This is a genomic window from Paenibacillus sp. AK121, from assembly GCF_019042715.1.
In the GTDB taxonomy this organism is placed as follows: domain Bacteria; phylum Bacillota; class Bacilli; order Paenibacillales; family Paenibacillaceae; genus Paenibacillus; species Paenibacillus polymyxa_C.
Genome location: NZ_JAHPJM010000002.1, coordinates 527,142 through 549,147, shown reverse-complemented (window position 1 = coordinate 549,147; position 22,006 = coordinate 527,142). Strand labels below are relative to the sequence as shown.

The 22,006-nt window shown below is 44.3% G+C and carries 14 protein-coding genes; 3 read left to right on the top strand and 11 right to left on the bottom strand.

Annotated features, from left to right (window positions below):
* Nucleotides 1-19 precede the first annotated feature (19 nt).
* From KSP24_RS05760 to KSP24_RS05740, 5 genes are all read right to left on the bottom strand, one after another.
* Complete coding sequence (locus KSP24_RS05760; protein WP_216974670.1) at nt 20-2,140, bottom strand: ATP-dependent helicase ComFA; 2,121 nt, start codon at nt 2,138-2,140, stop codon at nt 20-22.
* 198 nt (nt 2,141-2,338) lie between these two features.
* The gene (locus KSP24_RS05755) at nt 2,339-2,779 is read right to left on the bottom strand and encodes a hypothetical protein (RefSeq protein ID WP_013373400.1); all 441 of its coding nucleotides are present in this window, start codon (nt 2,777-2,779) and stop codon (nt 2,339-2,341) included.
* 167 nt (nt 2,780-2,946) lie between these two features.
* On the bottom strand, nt 2,947-3,669 hold the full coding sequence (locus KSP24_RS05750) for a response regulator (RefSeq protein WP_013373401.1): 723 nt from the start codon (nt 3,667-3,669) through the stop codon (nt 2,947-2,949).
* A 4-nt stretch (nt 3,670-3,673) separates the two neighbouring features.
* Nucleotides 3,674-4,834 carry a sensor histidine kinase gene (locus KSP24_RS05745; RefSeq protein ID WP_013373402.1) on the bottom strand — a complete coding sequence of 387 codons (1,161 nt, stop codon included), beginning with the start codon at nt 4,832-4,834 and terminating at the stop codon, nt 3,674-3,676.
* A 47-nt stretch (nt 4,835-4,881) separates the two neighbouring features.
* Nucleotides 4,882-7,599 carry a stalk domain-containing protein gene (locus KSP24_RS05740; protein ID WP_216974669.1) on the bottom strand — a complete coding sequence of 906 codons (2,718 nt, stop codon included), beginning with the start codon at nt 7,597-7,599 and terminating at the stop codon, nt 4,882-4,884.
* Nucleotides 7,600-7,863: 264 nt separating this feature from the next.
* Here KSP24_RS05740 and KSP24_RS05735 point away from each other — a divergent pair, with 264 nt between their 5' ends.
* The 3 genes from KSP24_RS05735 to KSP24_RS05725 are packed head-to-tail and all read left to right on the top strand — an operon-like array spanning nt 7,864 to nt 13,344.
* Nucleotides 7,864-9,273, top strand: coding sequence for an efflux RND transporter periplasmic adaptor subunit (locus KSP24_RS05735; protein ID WP_216974668.1), 1,410 nt, complete (start codon nt 7,864-7,866; stop codon nt 9,271-9,273).
* On the top strand, nt 9,270-12,386 hold the full coding sequence (locus KSP24_RS05730; protein ID WP_090737974.1) for an efflux RND transporter permease subunit: 3,117 nt from the start codon (nt 9,270-9,272) through the stop codon (nt 12,384-12,386). Before KSP24_RS05735 ends, KSP24_RS05730 begins: the two co-directional genes overlap by 4 nt.
* 55 nt (nt 12,387-12,441) lie before the next feature.
* Entirely contained in the window at nt 12,442-13,344 is a 903-nt protein-coding gene (locus KSP24_RS05725; protein WP_025678294.1) for a TetR/AcrR family transcriptional regulator, read from the top strand.
* Between the two features lie 127 nt (nt 13,345-13,471).
* Here the strand turns inward: KSP24_RS05725 and metK are convergent, their stop codons facing one another.
* The 6 genes from metK to KSP24_RS05695 all read right to left on the bottom strand — a co-directional run bounded on the left by metK (nt 13,472) and on the right by KSP24_RS05695 (nt 21,991).
* Entirely contained in the window at nt 13,472-14,674 is a 1,203-nt protein-coding gene (metK, locus tag KSP24_RS05720) for a methionine adenosyltransferase (protein WP_129550101.1), read from the bottom strand.
* A 329-nt stretch (nt 14,675-15,003) separates the two neighbouring features.
* On the bottom strand, nt 15,004-15,294 hold the full coding sequence (locus tag KSP24_RS05715; protein WP_013373408.1) for an alpha/beta-type small acid-soluble spore protein: 291 nt from the start codon (nt 15,292-15,294) through the stop codon (nt 15,004-15,006).
* Nucleotides 15,295-15,429: 135 nt separating this feature from the next.
* On the bottom strand, nt 15,430-16,014 hold the full coding sequence (locus tag KSP24_RS05710) for a hypothetical protein (RefSeq protein ID WP_216974667.1): 585 nt from the start codon (nt 16,012-16,014) through the stop codon (nt 15,430-15,432).
* 45 nt (nt 16,015-16,059) lie between these two features.
* Entirely contained in the window at nt 16,060-17,592 is a 1,533-nt protein-coding gene (locus KSP24_RS05705) for a stalk domain-containing protein (RefSeq protein ID WP_216974666.1), read from the bottom strand.
* Between the two features lie 99 nt (nt 17,593-17,691).
* Complete coding sequence (locus tag KSP24_RS05700) at nt 17,692-20,100, bottom strand: copper amine oxidase N-terminal domain-containing protein (protein WP_216974665.1); 2,409 nt, start codon at nt 20,098-20,100, stop codon at nt 17,692-17,694.
* A 544-nt stretch (nt 20,101-20,644) separates the two neighbouring features.
* Nucleotides 20,645-21,991 carry an efflux RND transporter periplasmic adaptor subunit gene (locus tag KSP24_RS05695; RefSeq protein ID WP_090737968.1) on the bottom strand — a complete coding sequence of 449 codons (1,347 nt, stop codon included), beginning with the start codon at nt 21,989-21,991 and terminating at the stop codon, nt 20,645-20,647.
* Nucleotides 21,992-22,006 lie beyond the last annotated feature (15 nt).

Sequence of the window (22,006 nt, the reverse complement as noted above, 5' to 3'; positions counted from 1 at the left end):
CTTTTTTTATTTAATGCATTTAGTGCTTCGTCAATTTCAGATATCCTTTTTTCCGAGCCAGTGCATTCATGCGTTTAATCTGCTTAATCGCTCTCTTTTGACCGCTAGTCCATTGAGGGGATATAAAAATAACACTACCAGATGGATCATCCTTAGATCTTCCCGCGCGACCAGCCATTTGGACAAGGGATGCTTCATCAAAAAGACTGCTGTCCGCGTCTAGTATATACACATCACTTCGTGGAACAGTCACACCCCGCTCCAAAATAGTGGTTGTGACCAGCACACGTATTTCAGTAGCTCGAAACAAACGCACCTTAGCGGTTCGTTCTTCATCCTGCGATGATGTGCCGGCAATAGGTATATCAGAAAATTGTCTCATCAGCAGTTCCACAAGACCTTGAATATATGAGATTCGTGTCACAAATAGAAAGACCTGCGCCCCTCGTTGAATGGATATGTATAGGCGCTGAATAAATGAAGCAGGAAGCTGGTCTTTTTGCAGCCAATGATGCACTGGAGCAGTCCCCAAACGAATGGGGACAGGTAGGGGATGACGATGAAAACGAACGGGAACCTTGGCATGTGGCAGTTGACCACGTGCAGCCTCTTTCTGCAAAGGACGCGGCGGCGTCGCAGACAAAAAAATAAATTTCCCTTCCTGCTTGCATACTGCTTGGGCAGCAAAGGCAAGCATTGGATCATTGTGATAAGGAAATGCATCAATCTCGTCGATTACAACCAAATCAAAGGCCTGGCGATAACGCAACAGCTGATGTGTTGTTGCCAGTGTCAGCTGTCCCCTTTGCCACCGTTCTGCACTCCCTCCATAAAGTGTCACCATACTAACTTGAGGAAAGGCAACTGCCAAGCGAGGTGCCAACTCCAATACCACATCACGGCGCGGTGTAGCTACAAGTGCTGTCCCTCCGCGCTCCAACACATGCTGTAAAAGCGGAAACATCATTTCCGTCTTGCCTGCGCCAGTCACGGCCCAGAGCAGAAAACGTTTGGCCGCAGAATCAGGTAATTGCCAGCCAGCAATCTCCCAAGCACGCTCGCCAGATTTGGGCGATGACTGCTCGTTGAGGGCAAGAGTGCTGCCATGCGGAGCGGCAGCACCTAATTCCTGGCGCACACGCATGCTGCGCCGGAATAATTCGCGCGCTCGTTGCCATTGGCCTTCCAAGCGGGAGCATTTTCGCACCCTGCGGGGTGGTGCAGCCAAAAAGCGCAGCGCTACTTCGGCGGCAGCACGTTGTGCAGGACTCAGCCCCCAGCGGTCGAGATTCGCCGCCGGCGCTACCTCTGCCACGCGCGGCATGGCAGGTTTCGCTGTACCGCGAAGCAACAGCGAGCACTGACGGCTGCGCCCAAGTGTGAGACATGTCTCACAGTAGGCGCACGCCTTACAGCCGCACGACGCGCAGCTTGTGCGGTGCACCTTTCCACTGCCACAACGGTTGCAGCGGAGTTCATGTCTACGCGCGGCAGACCAGCGCGCGCGTGGTGCTGGAGCCAGACCAGCAGCAAAGCTGAGTCGGCCTTGCAGATATGCAAGTTGCGCAGCTGAACGCCAAGTAGGCTCCAAATCCGGGGCTGCCTCTGCTAGCAGTGCTTCAGCTTCAGGTACGAGCAACTGGCGTCCTGCCAACAAATGAGTCAGCTCGTTCGCTTGTCCTGTTAAACCTTCCATATCCAATCCATCTACTCCCGTAGCGAGCTTCCTGTTTTGAATAGAACGTACAGTTCCTATTGTTTCCCGTCCCTCATTCCCATGTTTAGTGCGAGAACCCCACCCTTGTTGACGGTCCCAAATGCTTATATTTTCTACTCCTCCAGATAAGATTCGTTCTCCATTAGAAGACTCAAGAACCAGTTCATTCTTTAGCTGTGAAAGAATATAAGCCCACCATTGCCGATCCCCCCACCGCTCCATTTCTGCTAATCCCTTAAATCTTCCACAAAGGCTTACTCCCCAAGACAAGGGAAGCTCGTCTCCTAATAACACCCACCTTTCGACAGCATTCTCCTGGTCCTTAACTTGGTGCAACCACCATGTCATATCTACTCGAATATCCACAGATAATCGGAGATTCCATTTCCCTTTGTACCTAACTGCATATACTGCAATTTTCATGTTCAATCTCTCCTTTCATTCATTTTTCATATTGCTTATCACCCCAGAGAACAGCAAAAAAGCACACTTCCATGGCTGCTAGCCTGAAGTGTGCTTCACATCAAACAGATTTCAACGAAATCCCTATTGTCTTGCATATGCAACTGTCTATAAATATTTATATCTGATTTTAACCACGATGTCCACAGATCCCTGTCACTAAGGAACAAGTGGGGCGCCCGCCAACGGGTTTGCTGTTCTAAGATCAATAACAACCTGTTTTTCACCGCCTGACTTCGGCAAAACCGGGTTCCCCGGTGAAAAACGACATGAGATGACTGAAACATCCATATGACTATAGCGCACCAGCCGGGTCAGAATCGGTAGCGTATCGTCTATAGATTCATCATCCAGTACCGTTACATGTAGCGGCCTCCGGTGTAGCCAGGCAAGGATACTCAATGAACGCATCACCCATTCCACACGATCTCCATCATTGGATGTAATCACAATGTAGCGAGTCGCACGATGATCCAGCGATGTCGTGTGTGCATCTTCGCCATTGTGATAAGCCTGAACCGCCTGTCGTATATACATGAGATGCACGACTGCAGCTCCCACACCGTATATAAGCAATATCCAAACCAAGTGAGCCGTCACGAGGGTTCCACCTCCTCCTATAGCGACAATATATGCCGTTTAACAGGAAGAGGTGTCACGGTTATGTACTGGACTTCCATACGAGCGGATATCTCGCTCTAAAAGAAAGGCGGTACAGCATTCATATCTAGGCAGCTGCATCGTCTAATGCATGAAAAGACTACACTTTACAGCGTAACCCATCCATATTTGATGGAGTTAATAACTGCTTGTGTACGGTCATCAACTTCCATTTTTTGCAAAATGCTACTAACATGGTTTTTGACTGTTTTCTCACTAATGAATAAATATTCACCAATCATCTTATTACTCTTGCCTTCAGCCATCAGACGCAACACTTCTGCTTCACGGCGGGTCAGTGGATTATTTTCACCTGCGACAAACTTCACGCCTGCTTCCTTAGTATGACCTTCCGCCATAGCCCCTGTTTCATTCAGGTAAGTCATCCGACGGAGCTGCTGAATAAGCTTACCCGTTACCTTAGGATGAATAAATGCATATCCTTCATGTACTGAACGAATAGCATTAATGAGGGATTCGGCCTCCATATCTTTTAACAGATAGCCATTGGCCCCCTTGCGCAACGTCTCGAAAACATAGCTTTCATCATCATGAATGGATAAAATGATCACTTTGACGTCCGGAAACATCTCACGTAGTTTTTCAGTTGCCTCTACACCATTTTCAATTGGCATATTAATGTCCATCAGAACAATATCCGGTTTCTCTACGTTGCAGAATTCCAACACTTGAATGCCATCGCCACATTCTCCGATGACCTCAATGTCGTCCTCCATATTCAAAATACGTTTAAGTCCTTCACGGAACAACTGATGGTCGTCCGCTAAGAGAACTTTAATGGGTGCATTACTCATTTCCTGATTTTCCATGTTGTTACTCCTTTCCCTTTTCCACGTTGGTTGGGATATGAATCACTATCTTGGTGCCTTGATTCTCAGCTGATTCGATCTCCATTCTCCCCTCGAGCAGTTCAACCCTTTCCCGCATACCAATCAGACCAAAATGCCCATGGTCTTTGCTTTTTTGCTGAAAAAGCTCTGGCTTAAAGCCCAGACCATTATCCTGCACAACAATTTTTACAAGCTGTGCCTGGTAGGTAATCTCAACAAGCACATAGGTAGGGTAAGCATGCTTGGCAGCGTTAGTCAAAGCTTCCTGGATCAGACGGTAAATGGCTGCTTCCATCGCGGAAGAGAGACGGTGTTCCTTGCCCCTTGTTTCAAAAAGCGCTCTAATCTTCGTTTTTTCTTCAAAATCCTGCACATATTTCCGGAGCGTCGGAATAAGCCCCAGGTCATCCAGAGCCATGGGACGCAAGTTGAAAATGACCTTTCGCATCTCCTCAAGACTGGAGCGAACTTGTTTCTTCAAGTCTACTATTTCGTCCTGAACCATCTTAAATTCCTGCTTGGCGATCATTCTTTCCACAATTTCCGTCCTAAGCACTAGATGCGCAAGGAGTTGCGCAGGTCCATCGTGAATTTCACGGGATATGCGCTTACGCTCCTCTTCCTGAGCCAAAATAATTTTCAGACCAATAAACTGCCGATTTTTGGCCGATTCAATGATCCGCGTCACTTGTCCCAATTCACCCGATAAATATTCCAGCACGACTCCCATCTGCGAACCGATAGTTTCGGCCCGCTCGACAGAAGCCTCGACACTTTTGGCCCGCTTTTGAAGATCATCTCTTCTGGCTTTGAGATACATTTCCTTCTCGCGAAAAATCATCACATCGAGTTGAAGTTGCGTTGCCTTCTCATAAGCCTGCTTGATATCCTCTTCCGAGTAGCGGACGAAATCACGACTGACCTCAGTCAACCGAATTCGGGACCGCCGATAGTTCATTTCCAGCTGGTCCACTTTTTCGATCGTTTCTGCCGTTTCCTTCAATACGCTCTGGAGCTCTTGATTTAACGTGACCAGCTCGGTCCGGGCCGTGTCCAATATTTCGAACATCTGATATTTGCTGTTCTCCATCACCTGGATGGCATTTTTAATGACTCGGTCTATGATATCGGCTTGAAAGTCCACAAATGTTCTACTCCAATCCTAGCATTTCAAGTATATATCATACCATATCATGACTGGAGGGTGATGGTCTTCGTTTCTTGTTCCCATTTTACAGTCATTCCTAACTGTTCAGACACAAGTCTTAATGGGACTAAAGTCCTTCCTCCTAGTACAATAGGTGCAACTTCAGAGCTCTTACGCTTTCCGTTTAGAATCAGTTCTTTTTTTCCTACAGTCAAATCCATCAGCACACCACCGCGCATAATGGTGATCCGTTGATCGCCCGCATTCCATTTGGCTTGCCCGCCAAATGCGTCCAACACATACTTGATTGGAACATACGTCGACCCATTGCGAGTCATCGGAGCTGCATCAATCGTTGTTGGCGTTCCATTTACCGTCATCGATTTTTGACCGATCGTCATCTGAGCTGTTCCCTTTTTAAGTCCTTCTGTGCCGACTGTTCCTGGTGTATTAAAAGAGATATTATCAAAAGCGACCTTACCTGACTTAGCACGCTCATCCTGACCTTCGGCTACATTGACCACATAGAGACGTTTCAGCTTCGCCGGATACGAAATATTCAAACCGCTCATATCTGCGTTAATCGTTTTCCAGCCGTTCCAGTCGATCACTTTGGCAAGATCAATATATGCAGTTTTGCCTTGAGCATCTTCCAGCTCCGCACGTAGCCAGTTCAGACTCTTATCTCCTTTGACATCAATCGAGATGGATGTAGCTGCCTGCTCCAGCGTCTTGCCGGATGTGCCGTTTAATTGAGCGTAAGCATACATTTTACCACTGCCGTTCGTCATGTCATAGCTTAGCTCCAGCACTTTGGAATTGGCATGGTCTCCATCCCCTTGTACAACTGCCGCTGTACCGGTAACACCTTCCGCATTTGAAGTAAAATCAACCGGATACGAAACATTTTCGAAGTTTTCCCAGTTATTTGTACTTGCCCCCCCAGCAGACAGGAAGACAACCGCACTGAAACCATCGTAGCGGCCAATGGCGTAGCCTGTTTTCACGCCCGCATCCACTGTATTTACCGTAAGCTGATTGTCCTTAACGCTTCCCTTAAAGCCGATGAACTCCCATTTGAGCGCATCTGATGTAATGCTGACACTCTGTCCATCTTTCGTCTTGGCCGTTATCGGTACTGCGATTTTTGCTCCTGCAGTAAGCGAGCCTGTCCCACTTCCTGCAGTAAGTGATGAAATTTCATCTGCCCCAAGCACGGTGACCTTGGTTGTCGCACTGGCTGAACCACTGGATGCTGTTAAGGTAGCAGTTCCCGGTTGGGCCCCCTTCACAACACCGCCGCTCACGGACACAACAGCAGGGTTGCCGGACTTCCACGTCACTTGTACTTTCGATGTATCAAACGGATTGTAGTAGTTGTCGTAGCCTTTGAAGGAGTAGCTTCCGGTCTGACCAATCAGCAGCGTTTTATTGCCTTTGATGGTAAAGCCTTTGAGCGTTCCTTTAGGAGCAGTGGTATATACTCCCACTCCATTTACGATGCTACGTTGCTCTGTACCATATTCTGTATTGAATGTAAGCCCCGCTGTCGTATCTCCCAAATCACGAGTGACCATAGTGGTAGAGCCGCCACCATCAAGGTTCATCCCCTTCCAGACACCGATATCTTTCATCAGTGTTTGCAGCTCGCTCAGGGATACACCAACGCTGTTCCCATTCTTCTCAACGGCAATGACATATGCGTATCGTTTGTCACGGGAATATCCCAAAGCCGTACGCGCACGTGTCCCGCCAATACTTGTTGTACTTCGGGAAAACGAAGTCTTCTGTCCGTCATTTACTAATATGGTATGTCCACCGATCATCATCTGAAGGTTGGAAGGATCTACTTCACTCCCTGTTGATTTGACGCGAAGGTGATAGTTCGTTTCTACGGTCTGTCCCACAGTCAGATGCGCTTTGGCATATTCAGCTGCTTTACCGTGTGTACGTAAAATATAGCCATCCTGCGGAACAGTCATATTCAATGTAGCATTTTCGGAGACTTGCGTAACCACGCCATTTTGTACCAATATTTCTGTAGGCGTTGTCGAACTGTTTTTAGGTCGCTCAATCGCTTTCCAAGCAGATGTATAAATATACATAGCATTGGAGTGACTGTAGCTGCTCCCACTCGTCTCTGGCGAGTACGAAGCCTTGTTCATCCCTGCCAAGGAGAAGGAAGACCCATCCCCAGCTTTTACTGTACCTTCGAAAGTAAATTGCTCAACCATCGGCGAGCCATCCTTCGTAACAGCAAAGGCATACATCCCTGTTAAATCAGAGGGTGTAGACATCAGCACGCCCTTGGATACCTGTCCACCGATCGGTGCTCCCTCACTAGAGGTATTAAAATAATCCCCGTTCACTCCAGCAACCGCACCGGTCTCTTTTGCCATACCGCCTGTGCTCTGACGGGTCGTAAACTGTCCGTTCTTCCCTGTCATGACATCCAGCTTTACGTACGGATTTTGCAGGTCTACTCGAATGATATCAGCCAGCGCTGTTCCTTTAGACCCTTTAAAGCGATATTTCAATAATGTTGCGCCCGAAGTAATAATCTCTTCACCCAATTTTACCGTTGAACCGGAGGCAGCACTCGCGATTGGAGCAGATATCCAATTGTTTAACGGGATTAGAACCCCAGTTCCAGCAACCGGACCGACCCATAATACTCCTGCCAGCGTTAATACAGCCCATCTTTTAGCGATTCCTTTGCCATCTACTTTCACTTTGCTGTGTTTTCTATTACTTAAAAGCATTTGGATAATAGCTCCCATCTTCTTTGTATTCAAACGGATTAACCCGCACATGTACTCTACCAATAAACAAAAAAATCCTCTTATGTTAATAGACTTATTATAAAGGCAAAAGTTCCGAAATCCCGCCAACTAATTCATAAAATCCAAAACAGTGAATTGACGAATACAATATTGGCGCACTATAATACACATGAACTTATGAGTTCAATTTAAACCAGTAAGTTTAAACAGAAACTTATGACCCTATCGGAAGGATGGATAATCATGAATAAACAACGAACCATCATCATACTCACCTTATCACTGAGCCTCGCCATCGCCGGATGCTCTACCGGAAAAAAAGATGCTGCTTCAGGTTCATCCGCACAGCCGACCGTTGTGCGTACTACAGTCGTCAAAAACACACCACTCCATACCGCCTATGACTTGTCAGGTACCCTTCAGGCCTATGAGGAACGTACACTAGCCTTTCAAAACGGAGGTACCGTCGCTAGCGCAGAAATCGCGACTGGAACTCTTGTCCAAAAAGGTACAACCATTGCCCGTCTCGATGACGCCGACTACAGGCTACAGGTTGCACAGGCTACAGCCTCGATCCAAGAAGCTCTAGCCGGTATAGATAACGCACAGGCTAACCTACAGGCAGCTACCTCTGCCATTCAATCTGCCGATGCTGGTATTGCGAATGCTCGTGCAAATGTTAGCAAGGTCAACAAGGGTGCGCGCGCTCAGGAAAAACAGCAAGCTCAAACCACTGTCGATAAGGCACAAAGCGCCTATAACAAGGCCAAGACGGATAGCGAGCGGACACAAAAGCTGTTTGAGGCGGGGGCAGCTACCGCGTCGGATAACGAGAACGCCCGCCTGAATGCTACCACTGCTCTTCAAAATCTGGAGCAAGCGAAAGCTTCCTTATCTCTTTTGCTGGAAGGAGCCACAGCCGAAGAGCATCAATCTGTCCAAGCTTCCTTTCAGGATGCGATTGCAGGTAAAACTAAAGCTCTTGCAGCCAGCGAACAGGCTGAGGCTTCCCAAAAACAAGCGCGCGCCAACTACGAAAAGGCGCTTGTTGCCAAGGGCCAGGCAGAGCTGGCACTGTCACGCACCCGTTTAACTTCTCCTGTGAACGGCGTAATCCTAGACAAAATCGTGAATACAGGTGATTTGGTCGCGTCGGGCCAAGCCGTCTATCGCATAGGCTCCATCGACCGTCTTAAAGTACTCCTTCCCGTACCAGACAGTGAAATTAAGGATTGGAAAAAGGGACAACAGGTAAAGGTGGCGCTCTATGAAGAAACTCGTCAGGGTACGGTGTCCAACGTCTATCCTTCAACCAGCACCGATACAGGGAGGGTTAACGTAGAGATTGTCATTGCCAATCCACAGCGAGACTGGTTACCCGGCCAGGTCATCAAAGCTGCGCATCAGGTGACAGACAAGAACGGTATTCTTGTGCCTGCTGAAGCAGTCATCAATACGGGAAGCAAGCCTTTTATTTTCAAAGATGTTCAAGGAAAAGCGGTTAGAACCCCTGTGGAGCTTGGCAATCAGGTTGTAGATAATCAATTGCAAATTGTATCCGGGCTTCGTGAAGGAGAACGTATTGTCATTAAAGGGGCAGAATCCCTATTTGATGGAAATGCGATTCAGTCGGAGGAAGGCGGACGTCCATGATTGAGTACATCGTAAAAAAACGAAAAATAACATTGCTGTTTTTTGTCATGCTGATTGTAGTTGGAACTTTTGGATTTTTCCAGTTACCACAGCAGGAAATGCCCGATGTGACCATACAGAATGCTACGGTCACAACCGTCTATCCCGGCGCTTCACCACAAAAAGTAGAACAAACCGTAACTAAAGAGCTGGAGAAACGCATCAAGGAGGTTGAAGGTGTTAAAACGATTAATTCGACTTCTGGGAACGGATTCTCCTCTATTTTAATCGAATCCAAAAATGGAGTCGATCCTCAAACGGTTTGGGATAATATGCGTAAAAAAGTGCAGGATGCACAAGCTGATCTTCCTCAAGGTGCTGAGGTGCCTGTTGTAAATGACAAGCTGACCAGCTCGTTTATCGGCTCTTATGCCCTGACCGCCGACTCATCTGCCCCACTGTATAAACTAAATGATTTGACCACCACCTGGAAAGATCAACTTAATACGATTTCCGGCGTATCCAGTGTTAAATTCAATGGTCTTCCCGATCAAGAAGTACGTGTCCATATCGACAACCAGAAGCTTCAGCAATATCAGTTGTCGTGGGGACAAGTGGCACAAGCGATTCAATCTCAGATCGATCGGGTTCCTACTGGTAATATTGAATACAACGGACGAACCTATCAACTCGTTGTTCGTGAGACCGAAAAAGCTGACGAATTAAATCAGGTCATCTTGACACGTACAAAAGAAGGTAATCCTGTTTATTTAAGAGATATCGGCACAACTGAGCTGACACATCCTGAGGCAGAATATTTCGCTTACGTAGAGGGTAAACCGGCCATTACACTAAGTATTGGGGCGGAAACAGGCACAGACATCCCTTCTATGAGCGCAAAGGTCAATAGCAAGCTCAAAGAGCTGGAGAAAACACTCCCTGCGGGTGTTCACTTACAGACTCTCTTTGCACAAAAGGATCAGGTAAGCCATATCTTTGACGACTTAAAGCGTGAAACGATTCTGGCCATTGCAGCGGTTATTCTTGTTTGTATGTTGGGCTTGAATTTACTCACCTCAGCTTTTGTCGCGCTGGCAATCCCTATTTCGGTTTCGATTGCCGTTATCTTTTTACCTATGTTCGGCATTACTCTAAATCAGATTTCCGTTGTCGGTCTGATCATTGTACTCGGCATACTCGTGGATGACGCTGTAGTGGTAAACGATAATATTGAGCGCAGACTTACGGAATTAGGAGAGCCACCCTCCGTTGCAGCTATAAAAGGTACCAAAGAGGTCATGCTATCTATTTTGATTGCAACATTGGCCACGATCTCTGCCTTTGCTCCATTGTTGTTTCTGCCCGGAAATGTAGGTGCCTTTATTAGACCCATTCCCACCATTGTTTCTCTGTCCATGTTAGCTTCTATGATCATGTCTCTCACGATCATCCCTATTTTTCGAGAGTGGTATGAGAAACGCAGACAGACTCATCATCCTCAGAGGAAATCTAAACCAGTAGGCTTGCTCGGTCAGCAGATTCACTCTTTAAACAAGCTTTATTCACAAAAGCTGATGCCTAAAGTCATTCAGCGTCCCTTGCTGACGGCTATGGTTGGACTCATGCTTGGAACAACCGCTTATGGATTAGTTCCCTTTACATCGGTTGAGCTTTTCCCTGAATCTGAAGATCCTCATGTTGCATTAAATGTAAAAATGCCTGTAGGCACTTCCATTGCGGAAACCGACCAGGTCGTTAAAGATCTTGCAGGCTGGATTAAGAAGCAACCCGAAACTTCCAAGGTCGTTTACAGTGCAGGTGGGACTGCCCCCCAACTGTTTAGTGACATTAATAGTGCGGGTGGAACTATCAGTTATAACGAAACCGTAGGTCAGATTGCTGTTGTCGGAAAAGAGAACGTATTCGATCTCAATTCGACAGTTGATGCTTGGGAACAACATGTTAAGAAATCCTACCCTGGCGTTACGGTTACCATGTATGTTCCCCGTCTTGGGATTCCAGTAGGTAAACCCGTTTCTATTCGTATCTCAGGTCAGGATCTGAATGAACTGCAAACCCTTGCCCAAAAAGCAAAGGAGCAGATCGCGACAGTTGAGGGCACAACGGGCATCGTAGATGACATAGGAATTGAACGATATGCCCTCGAGCTTGAGGTTAACAAACAAGCCATGGATCAGTATCTAGTAAGCTATACAGATTTGACTCGTACCCTTCTTCTGTTAAAAGAAGGAGCTCAAGTCAGTCAATTTGATACGGGAAGCAGTCTGGTAGATATCAAGATGTATTTGAATCACAGTAACGAGGAGCCAAGTAAGCTTTTCCAACAATTAAGTGTAGTGAATGCAGCTGGCAAGCAAATTCCATTAAACCAGCTTGTACAGATTAAACCGTCATTTGCTATTCAGCAAATCAAGCATTACAATATGGAGCGGACGATTACGGTCGAAGCTGACTTGAATGGAAGAACTGCAAGTGAAGCCATGGTAGATGTGGAAGGCAAACTGGCACAAATGAAGTTCCCTGAAGGCTATAAATGGGAGGTAGGCGGTGAAACATCCGATCAGTCCACCATATTCGGAGATTTAGGGAAGCTGGCGATTGTTGTAGTCTTACTCATTTTACTCTTGATCACGATGCAGTTTTATTCACTCTCCATTCCTATTATTATTATGACGACCGTGTACCTAGCAGCTGCCGGCGGGATTATTGGTATTTTTCTAACTGGTATGCCCATCGGTTTTATGAGTATCATGGGAATTATCGCACTTGCGGGTATTGTGGTACGGAACGGGATTGTCTTAATTGAATTTATCGAGGATGCAAGATATGAAGGAGTGGAGTTAAGGGAAGCCGTAATACAAGCCGCCGCTGCTCGCTTCAGACCGATTTTGTTGACTTCCCTGGCTGCCATTGTAGGTATGATTCCATTAGCACTATTAGGGAGCCTGCTCTTTAAGCCACTGGCGTTCACCGTCATTTTCGGTTTGTTATTTTCAACCTTGTTAACTTTGTTTGTGGTGCCGTCCTTGTATATGATCATGGCCAAGTACAAGATGCACCGGCAACTCAAAAAACAGCAGCACACAGTTATTACACGTGACCAACCTTTGTAATGTATGAAGTATCGAATTCCGCATGCTGTCGAGTTGGTTCCTGGAGGGAGTATGTATGGAAAGTAAAAAAAATGATATTTTACAGGCGGCCATTCGGCTGTTCTCCAGAAAAGGCTATTATTCAACATCTGTTGAAGAAATCGCTAAAGAAAGTGGAATGGCAAAAGCATCCTTCTATAAATATTTTCAAGGGAAAGAAGAATTGCCTTTGGAAATGTGTGTCATTCTGGAAAACAATATTGAACAAGACATCCGAGCTCTCTACAGTAAACCTGACCTATCTAAACACGATAAGCTGCACGGTTTTATTGTACTCTACTTGAAAAATCTTGTTGAAAACAAAGTGTATCTCATGATGGATCTTCCTGAGCCTTCCATGCTTATTTTTCAAAATGAACAACTCAATGGTGCGTTTGAACAGCATGAATACAAATTATACAAATGGGTTCGCGACTGCCTGATTGATATTTTTGGACCAGGCATTGAAGATCATGCATGGGATATAACCTTTGTGCTGAAAAGCATTGTGTTTGAATATATTCGCTTCTTTGCCGATCGGATGAATGATGAAACGATTGAGCATCTAACACAGTTTATCATCTTCTTATCCAGTTCCTTGGCAACCAGCCTGAGCAGTGCTGATCCCGCTCCACATTTGTTTTGGAGCAAGAAAGGCTGGTTACCCGAGAGCGCTTTAAGTAATCCCTTTGACCAAGGTCGTCAAATTAACGGCCTTCTCCACTCCCTGGAAGACAGTATACTGCTGTCTTCGTGGAGCTCAGAGGAGAAACAGGAGTGTCAGCAAATTTACGCTCAATTAAAGGAAGAGGCTCTGAAATCGAACCCTCAGAAAGGTCTCTTAAAAGCTCTTTTTGCGTATTTGGAGCAATATAAGGAAGTACAGAAGGTATGTCATTTACTCAGAAATTTATTGGGTCTCGCACCGATATCCGAATAGTGGAGCGAAATTAAGTACACCGTGGCAAGTTCATAGTTAATAGCAAAGTATATCAAAAAAAGACTGTCTCATGCATAGCATGAACAGTCTTTTTAGGTTAATGCGTTATTCTGATGACCTACGAGGATTATAACCCCGCTTGCTCTCTCAGAATTTCCGCTTTATCTACACTCTCCCACGGTACATCCAGATCTGTGCGTCCAAAGTGGCCGTAGGCAGCTGTTTGCTTGTAGATTGGACGACGCAGATCCAACATGCGAATGATGCCTGCTGGGCGAAGGTCGAAGTTATTTCGGATCAATTCAACGAGTTTTTCATCACTGACTTTCCCTGTGCCGTATGTATCGACGTTAATCGAAACAGGCGTAGCTACACCGATGGCATAAGCAAGCTGTATTTCAACCTTGTCAGCCAATCCAGCTGCCACAAGGTTTTTCGCTACATAACGAGCAGCATAAGCAGCAGAACGGTCTACTTTAGTTGGATCTTTACCCGAAAATGCTCCCCCGCCATGACGTGCATAACCACCGTACGTATCCACAATAATTTTACGGCCTGTCAGACCTGCATCCCCTTGAGGACCACCGATTACAAAGCGTCCTGTCGGATTAATGTAGTACTTGGTTTGCTCATCCAGCAATTCGGCAGGAACCACTGGCAAAATAACCTTTTCTTTGATATCTGCTTGAATTTGCTCCAAAGTAGTATCTTCTGCATGCTGCGTAGAAACCACAATGGCATCAATACGGACAGGTTTGCCGTTTTCATATTCTACCGTTACTTGAGTTTTACCATCTGGACGAAGGTAATTCAGTGTTCCCTCCTTACGCACTTCAGACAAGCGTCGTGCAATACGGTGAGACATAGCGATAGGAAGAGGCATTAGCTCAGGTGTTTCGTTCGTAGCAAAACCGAACATTAATCCTTGGTCCCCAGCCCCAATGTTTTCTGTTTCCTTATCTACTTCAGCAGGATCACGGCTTTCCAGGGCAGCATTAACCCCTTGAGCAATGTCTGGCGACTGTTCATTCAAAGAAGTCAATACAGCGCAAGTATTATAGTCAAAACCGTATTTTGCACGTGTATAACCAATTTCCTTAATCGTATTACGAACAATGGATGGAATATCCACGTATTCCGATTTGGAGCTGATTTCACCAATGACGAGAACAAGACCGGTAGCTACCGATACTTCACATGCTACCCGTGCATTAGGGTCATTAGCCAAAAAGGCGTCCAATACAGCATCGGATATCTGATCACAAATTTTATCCGGATGGCCTTCTGTTACAGACTCGGACGTGAACAAATGACGACCTTTTACAGACATGAATTTCAACCTCCCACAATTAAAATACATGAGGATTTTTAATAAATCCTAACATGGCATGGCATTATTCAGTTACCTTCAACCCAACAAATGACGGAAGATATCTTTTACACCTGATTAACAAAAAATGAACCTTTTCCGGTAGGAAAAGGTTGCGTACAAGCCTCAAATGCCATGATATCCTATTTAAAACAAGGTGTCAATTCATGTCATCCAAATAACAAAATTCGAAAATGAAGTGAGTTTACATGCGAACCATTTTGATCCACATGTAAATAGCTCCAGTTTAAACCTACTATTTGTTTAAAATCTGTACAAATAATTACAATTTATAATGTACCAAATTCAGACAAGCTACGTTCAGCGGATTGTATCAATCTTTTAGTAATCTCTCCACCAACGGAGCCATTTTGCCTTGAAGTTAAATCGCGCCACGCTACATTTTGACTCCTCGTAAACTCTCCCAATTCTGCAGCAAATTCACTGTCAGCATTCGGATGTATATGTGCATATTGAGGATTATAAACAGGCAACCCAAACTCGGCAGCAATTTCATACTTCAAATCATCTAATCTGGCACGGCTTTCAGGAATTAATCGTCTTTGACCTCTCGACGCCATTGTATGACCCTCCACTCAATGAATTAGTTTTCATGAAGTTAGTGTGCAGTGTTTAAAGTCAACTTAGCCAAGAACAATTTGCTATCCCAAGCAGGATTTAAGAAAAAGAGTACCTTAAAAAGAGATAGACCCCAGTTATTGAACAGTATAGCCGCCACGTACCATAACGACTAAGCCATACTTTTGGCCTTCTTTTACTTGAATACCTCTTCCTTCTCTAGGAAACGATAATAAATGATTTTTTTCGACAGCCTGGTTATGAACAATTTCAGTTCCAGAAGTAATATCAATAGCACCACTGGCATCCATGCTATACACAACAGCATTTCCATTACGTAAAATAAATTCTGCTCCAGCTTTGGCAATTAGTTTCTGACCAGGCTTTACATCAACAACCTTCAAAGCCTCTGTTTGCTCCACCGTTGAACTTTTAGTTGCATTAGAGGTTCCTGAAGACGTTGTTGTATTAGAAGTAGTGGTGTTTGTTGCTGGAGCAGTCGAGCTAGTTGTTTTACTACTAGTACCGCTTGCACTTCCCCCACCTTTGATCGCTTGAGCAATTTTTTGATCAACATAGCTTTTGGTTACGACTGGATCATCAGCTGTTCCAGGTTGTCCAGAACTGGCGGCTCCATTGACTGAATTGTTCATCAAAGAGCCAGCCACAAATCCTCCACCAAGTAAAACAGCAGCCAACGATACTTTATAGCGTGATTTCATGAAGACCTCCTACTGCAGGTTATAACAAGTATAGGTAAGCTTAAATTATTGCGCACTTGCTCCAGCGGAACCTTGCATAGCCCATGGCTTATTGAAAGCCAGCTTCAAAGTGTCAATACTTGAAACAATATCTTCCGCTTGTTGTTCAGCGGTAGTCACTTTCAAATTAGCCTCGTAAACCTGAAGCTCTGTAGCCAATCCAACATCAAATTGCTTTTTAGCCATATCAGCCGCACTTCTTGCACTCACCAAACCGGCTTGAATCTGTGAGTACTGACTTTCCAATGCTTTGATGTTGTTATAAATTGTTCTCACAGCTTCTTCCAATTGTCTCTTTGTGCCTTCTGTAGCATACTGAGCCTTTTCAACATTAAGTTGTTCAGCTTCATAAGGGGTATTTCCTGGAGTGCTAAAGTTATAAAGCTTCAAACTCAGTTCAGCCAAATCCACTTTTTGCTCACTCAACCAAATGGCAGTGCTGCTAGTGAGTACTTGGCTTACTTTTGTCTCTACATTATCTTTAAATTCAGAATATACGGGCTTATCCTTCAATTCATAACGTTGCTCTGGTTTGTAGCCAATCAATTGATTTAAAGATACATATGCACTATCCAAATCTTTTTTAGCTTTATCCAAAGCTGCTTGATTTTGAGTCAACTGATTGGTCGCTTGGGTAACTTCATAATCACTCGACATTTGATTATCTCTCTTGATTTGCGCAACTTTAAGTTTTCGCTCTGCATCTTCAATATTCAATGCTGCCAGTTTAACCGCATTTTGTTTTTGAAGGAGCTTGTTATAAAGATCCTTCACATTATATTCAATACTTTCTTTGGTCATTTCCAGATTCTTTTTGGCAGCCTCATAATTAAGGTTCGTTTGGGCATAGCCTTTAAAAGCTTTATCTTGAGCCTCATCTCCCGCTTCAGCAGGAACAAAATCAATATTTTTGCCAGTTTCTTTCATGATTTTCCCTGCTTGATCGATACTCACTTCTCCTGTTTTAACTGAAGTACTATCAGCTATAGCCAGTTTTACTGCATCATCATAGGTTAAGGAGTCATTATAATAAGTATCGTAAGTAACTTTGGTCACAGGAGCTGTAAGTGGCTTACTGGACAAGCTATTAGTGTCAGTGGCGCTACCATTAGCTTGATTCGAAATGGTCACTGTTCGTGTAGCTTGATCCCAATTTACTTTGGCGCCTAATGATTGGCTCACAAAACGTAAAGGAACGAGTACTTGCCCCTTTTGAATTTGAGTTGCCGCATCGAGCTGTACAGGATTACTGTTTTTGTAGGCAAGTTTAGAACCAATATTTAAAGTTAATGTATCATCATTTTTAGATGCTATTACTTTTTTGGCTTTGCTGTCCCACTCTACTTGCGCTCCCAAACTTTCAAAAACACCACGAAGAGGCACTAGGGTTGTATTTTGACTGACTATCGGAGACTGTGTATATTGTTGAGTTACACCGTTAATAATAACCTTTATATCGCCTGACTGAGCTCCTGCAAGATTAGCAAACGCAGAAGTAAGAACCAATGTGGATAGTAATGCCACTCCAAAACGTTTCATAATTTCTCTCCTTTGTCAATAAGACTAATAAAAGAAAAGGGCTCCAAAAGGAACCCTCTTCTCATCTAATTCAGTTAACTCAAAAGAGTTGCTCTTAAATTAGTTGTTGTTTTCAACAGTTACTGTTTTAGCAGTTGCATCATAGTTGATGGATGCATCCAACGCTCTGCTCACCCAGAAGATAGGCAGTACAGTACGGTTTTTGTTAGTTACAGCTTTAACGTCCATACGAATCACAGAACCGTTAACAGTCAACAGGTTAGTGTTCAGTTTGATTTGAGCAACGCGGTCACCTTTAATCAGGGTAACTGTGGAAGTTGCTTTGTCAAACAGGATGTTTTGTGGGGATACACCCAAAGCTTCAGCTGCATAACGTACTGGCAAGTAAGTGCGTCCGTTTTCAGCATAAGCAGCTACATCAGCTGTTTTAGATTCGCCGTTCACAGTGTAAGAAGTGCTTCCCAATGTGAAGACAGCTTTAGTTTTAGTAGCACCTGGAGCTGGAGTACCAACAGTTGCGATGGCTACTTCAGCAGCTGCAGTGTTGTTGTCTTTCCAGTTTTGAGTGTTTTCGCTACCTTTATATGCAGTGTAAGAAACTGCGCTACCTTTCAGCTTAGCAACGATGTCGCCTTGAGCTACAGTACGGTCAATAGTCAGCTTAGGAGCGGAGATTGTGATTGTACTTGGAGTAGCAGATTCGCTGTCGATGTAGAAGCTCAGACGGCCTTTGTTGCTTTCGCCGTAAGTATCAGTAGATACGCTCTTAACTTTAACGTCACCAGCTGTAACTTTTACTTCTGGAGTAGAAGCAAAACGTACGCCTGTTGGCAATTCCAAGATTACTTCACGGCTACCGTCTTTCTTAACGAAAGCTTCTTTAGCAGCTTCAGTGATTGTGATATCACCAACTTGTTGATCGCCCAGACCGATTGTCAGGGTTGGTTTGGAAGCAGCAGCCAAAGTAACTGCTTGTTTCACAGTTGCAACCTTAACAGTACCGCTCAGACCTTGGCTACCAGCAACTTCAACGTTCAGATCACCGGAGAAACCTGGTTGCGTAGCAACTTCAACGTTTTTCAGTTTAAGAGAACCTGCATCAGTTGTGCTGTTAGGATTATTGAAAGTCAGTTTCAAAGTACGTTTGTCGGAATCTGTGTAAGATACTTCTGCATTACCCAGACCATTAGTGTTCTCCATAGATCCTGAGAAACTTGATCCTGGATTGTTATTATCAAAAGTCGACTGCCAACGAGCGCCTTCAGGCAAACGCAATGTCACAGTACGTTTCTCAACAAAAGAATCAGCAACTTTTTCTTTAATTACGATGTCACCAATTTTTTGCTCGTCGTGACCAGCAAGAATTGTTGTTGGAGTAGCAACAGTAACTCCTCCACCAATTTCTCCATAATTACCTACTACAAGAGTACTAACATCAGTAGATGCATTTCCGGAGATACTAGCTACAACATCGCCTTCTTTAGCACTTGTTTCATCATCAACATAGAATCCTACTGGAATTTGGAAAGAAGTCTCTTTTGATGTTTCTTTATTCAGGTACAACTCCAGTGTGTCACCATCAGGCACATATTTCACTACTGCATCTTGATCACCAAACAAGATGGTAGCATTGCTCTTAGGTGAAGCATCCCATTTGAAACCGCTAGGCAGTTTCAGTTTAATTCTATTAGTTCCCAAAGCGCCAGCTGTTTGTTCTTTAACTTTCAAGGTCGCCTCGAAATTCTCTTGACTTGAAACAGTATCAGTAGCTGACAAGGAAACTTGACCAGAAGATACTACATTAGCAATCGTTACTTCACCACTAGTGATACCGCTGTTGCTATCTGCATCAATAGCAACTTTGACTGGACCAGTGCTTGGTCCTGTAACATTCATGTTCAGAAAATTCAGGTAAAGTCCAAGATCATCATTACTATTATCAAAATTAATTTTCACTTTAACAGTGCTGTCATTCAATGGCGTTACAGTAACTGGTTCTGCAATATCTCCAGAGTTACCTTTCAAGCCATTGTCATCCAATTCAACATATACACCCATACCAAATGTTTTAGTACCATAAGTAGCAGATGCTACGCTGCCATAGTTATTATGGTCGGAAGCACTGTTGTGACCAGATACACCAACAACACCAGCATAATCAGTGGTATTTTTACCATTGAACTTAACTCCCTTTGGCAATCTTACTGTAAAAGAAGAGTCTTTAGTCACAGCAGCTTTACCAATGTTCACTTTCACTCTACCCAGTTGAGCGTTAGAGTTTGCGGAAGAGTTAAGAGATGGAGTATTAAGATTTACATAGCTAGAAGCTGCATGGATTGCAGTTGGTGCAGTCAATGCTGCGATTGGAGCTGCTACACCAGCAACCAATGTTGCTGTTGCCAGCACGTTGATCATTTTTTTGTTAAACTTTGTCATAACCTTTTTTTCTCCTCCTTGAATATAAACAGAAATATTATTTTTGTCTTTTTGTCGGATCTTGTCACTCATCAGTCGTTACACCTCCTTTCCGAGCTTTATGAGAACCCTTATAAAATGATATCTGTGACAATATCACAGAAGCTTGGAATCTAGTTGAAAGAAAGCGTCCATTTATGACGTACTCCAGTATTATACAATGTGATAACAATGCAGTAAAGATTTTTTTTAGCGAATTTTGTCTTTACGCTTTTGTACCCCTTTGTTTCATACTCACCCAATTAGACGTAGCATGGGTCCAAAAAGTTGCGTCTGTTTCAAAAAAAAAAATTATTTTATTTTTTTTGATTATGTATTCCGCTTTCCACAGTCATAATTATACTATTGAACCTGTTCCTCCGTCATCCTACAACTTTTACCTTCTCAACCTTAAATGTACAGGGGTATTTTCTGTACATTAATGAGGTCTTTAATGGAGTATATTCGTAACGAATAATCCATAGAATACATAAAGTACATAAAGACTATAGATTCCTTAGAAATCTAATACTCTAATACACTTTAAATAGTAGAAATGACGGAGAACAGCAATATAATGTAAATATAACGAAACAAATTATTTTACTACATTAATCTTCGCGCCATCTGAAAGCAAACTTACGCCCTTAACGACGACATTTTGTCCCTCAGTGAGCCCCTTGGTGACCTCAACCTGTTTGGCACTTTCCTGGCCTGTCTGCACTTCTACCCTCTTAGCAACAGTACCTTCCACTACATATGCATACTTCTTCCCTGCCTGCTCTGTAACGGCATCCTGCGATACTAAAATGTTTTTAGGAGCTTCTGACTTCATATATACAGTTACAACCATCCCTGATTTTAATTCACCAGAACCATTTGGAACCGAAATCTCGACAGGATATGCCTTGAGATCATTATCCATTACCGGATTGACAGCCGATACTCTGGCTTCAATGCGCTTATCCAACGAGTCCACACCTACAGTTACAGATGAACCCACCTGCATCTTCAGAAGCTCCGATTCAGAAACGTTGACCTTAGCAATAATAGGATTGGTATTCGCAATTGTAACAACTGCAGATTGCGCACTAACCATTTGCCCTTGGACTCCTGTTACTACCGATATCGTGCCGGAAATCGGAGCTTTGACTACAGCATCCACCAGTTGGCTACGTGCTGTGTCTAAACTGGCTTTAGCTTGATTTACAGAAGCACGTGCTACGTCTATGCCCGTTTTTTGTTGTGCAAGACGCAATGATTTCTGGGCATTATTATATGTGGTTTGCGCACTTTCCTTGGATGTTTGTGCATTGTGGAGCGCAATCTGAGCATTCTCCACCGCAGTTTGAGCCTTTCTATACGCTATTTGGGACTGCTCTAACTCGGATTGAGATAGAGCGCCCGCACTAAACAACTGTTGGTTGCGATTAAGCGTATTTTGTGCATCACGCACGGAATTCTGAGCATCGATCAGACTGGTCTGAGCTTGTGTAATGGAGTTATCTTGCTGTACAAGCGCACTTTTGGCTTGATCCACACTGGACTCCGCCTGTTGCACAGATTGTGCTGCGCCTGACTCAGCCTGTTTTAAGTTGGCCAAGGCAACCTGGTACGATTCCTGAGATTGCTTAATCGAGTCCTGAATATCCTTTTGGTCTATAGTAAACAATGTATCGCCTTTGTTTACTTTTTGCCCCACTGTAAGATTGATACTTTGAATTTTTCCGCTAATTTTCGGAGATACTTGAGCCGTCTCTTTCGGAGCAAAGCTTCCAATAATACCTGTTGAGTCGTTAATACTGCCTTTAGCCGCTTTTGCCACTTGGACTGGGATCGCCTTCTGCACTGAAGCTGGCGCAGTGGGGGCCTCCCCCCCACCACAGCCTGCTAATGCAACTGATAAAAGCAAAGTTGTGGCAATCAGAGCACTTTTTTTATTCATTATGTTTCTCCACCT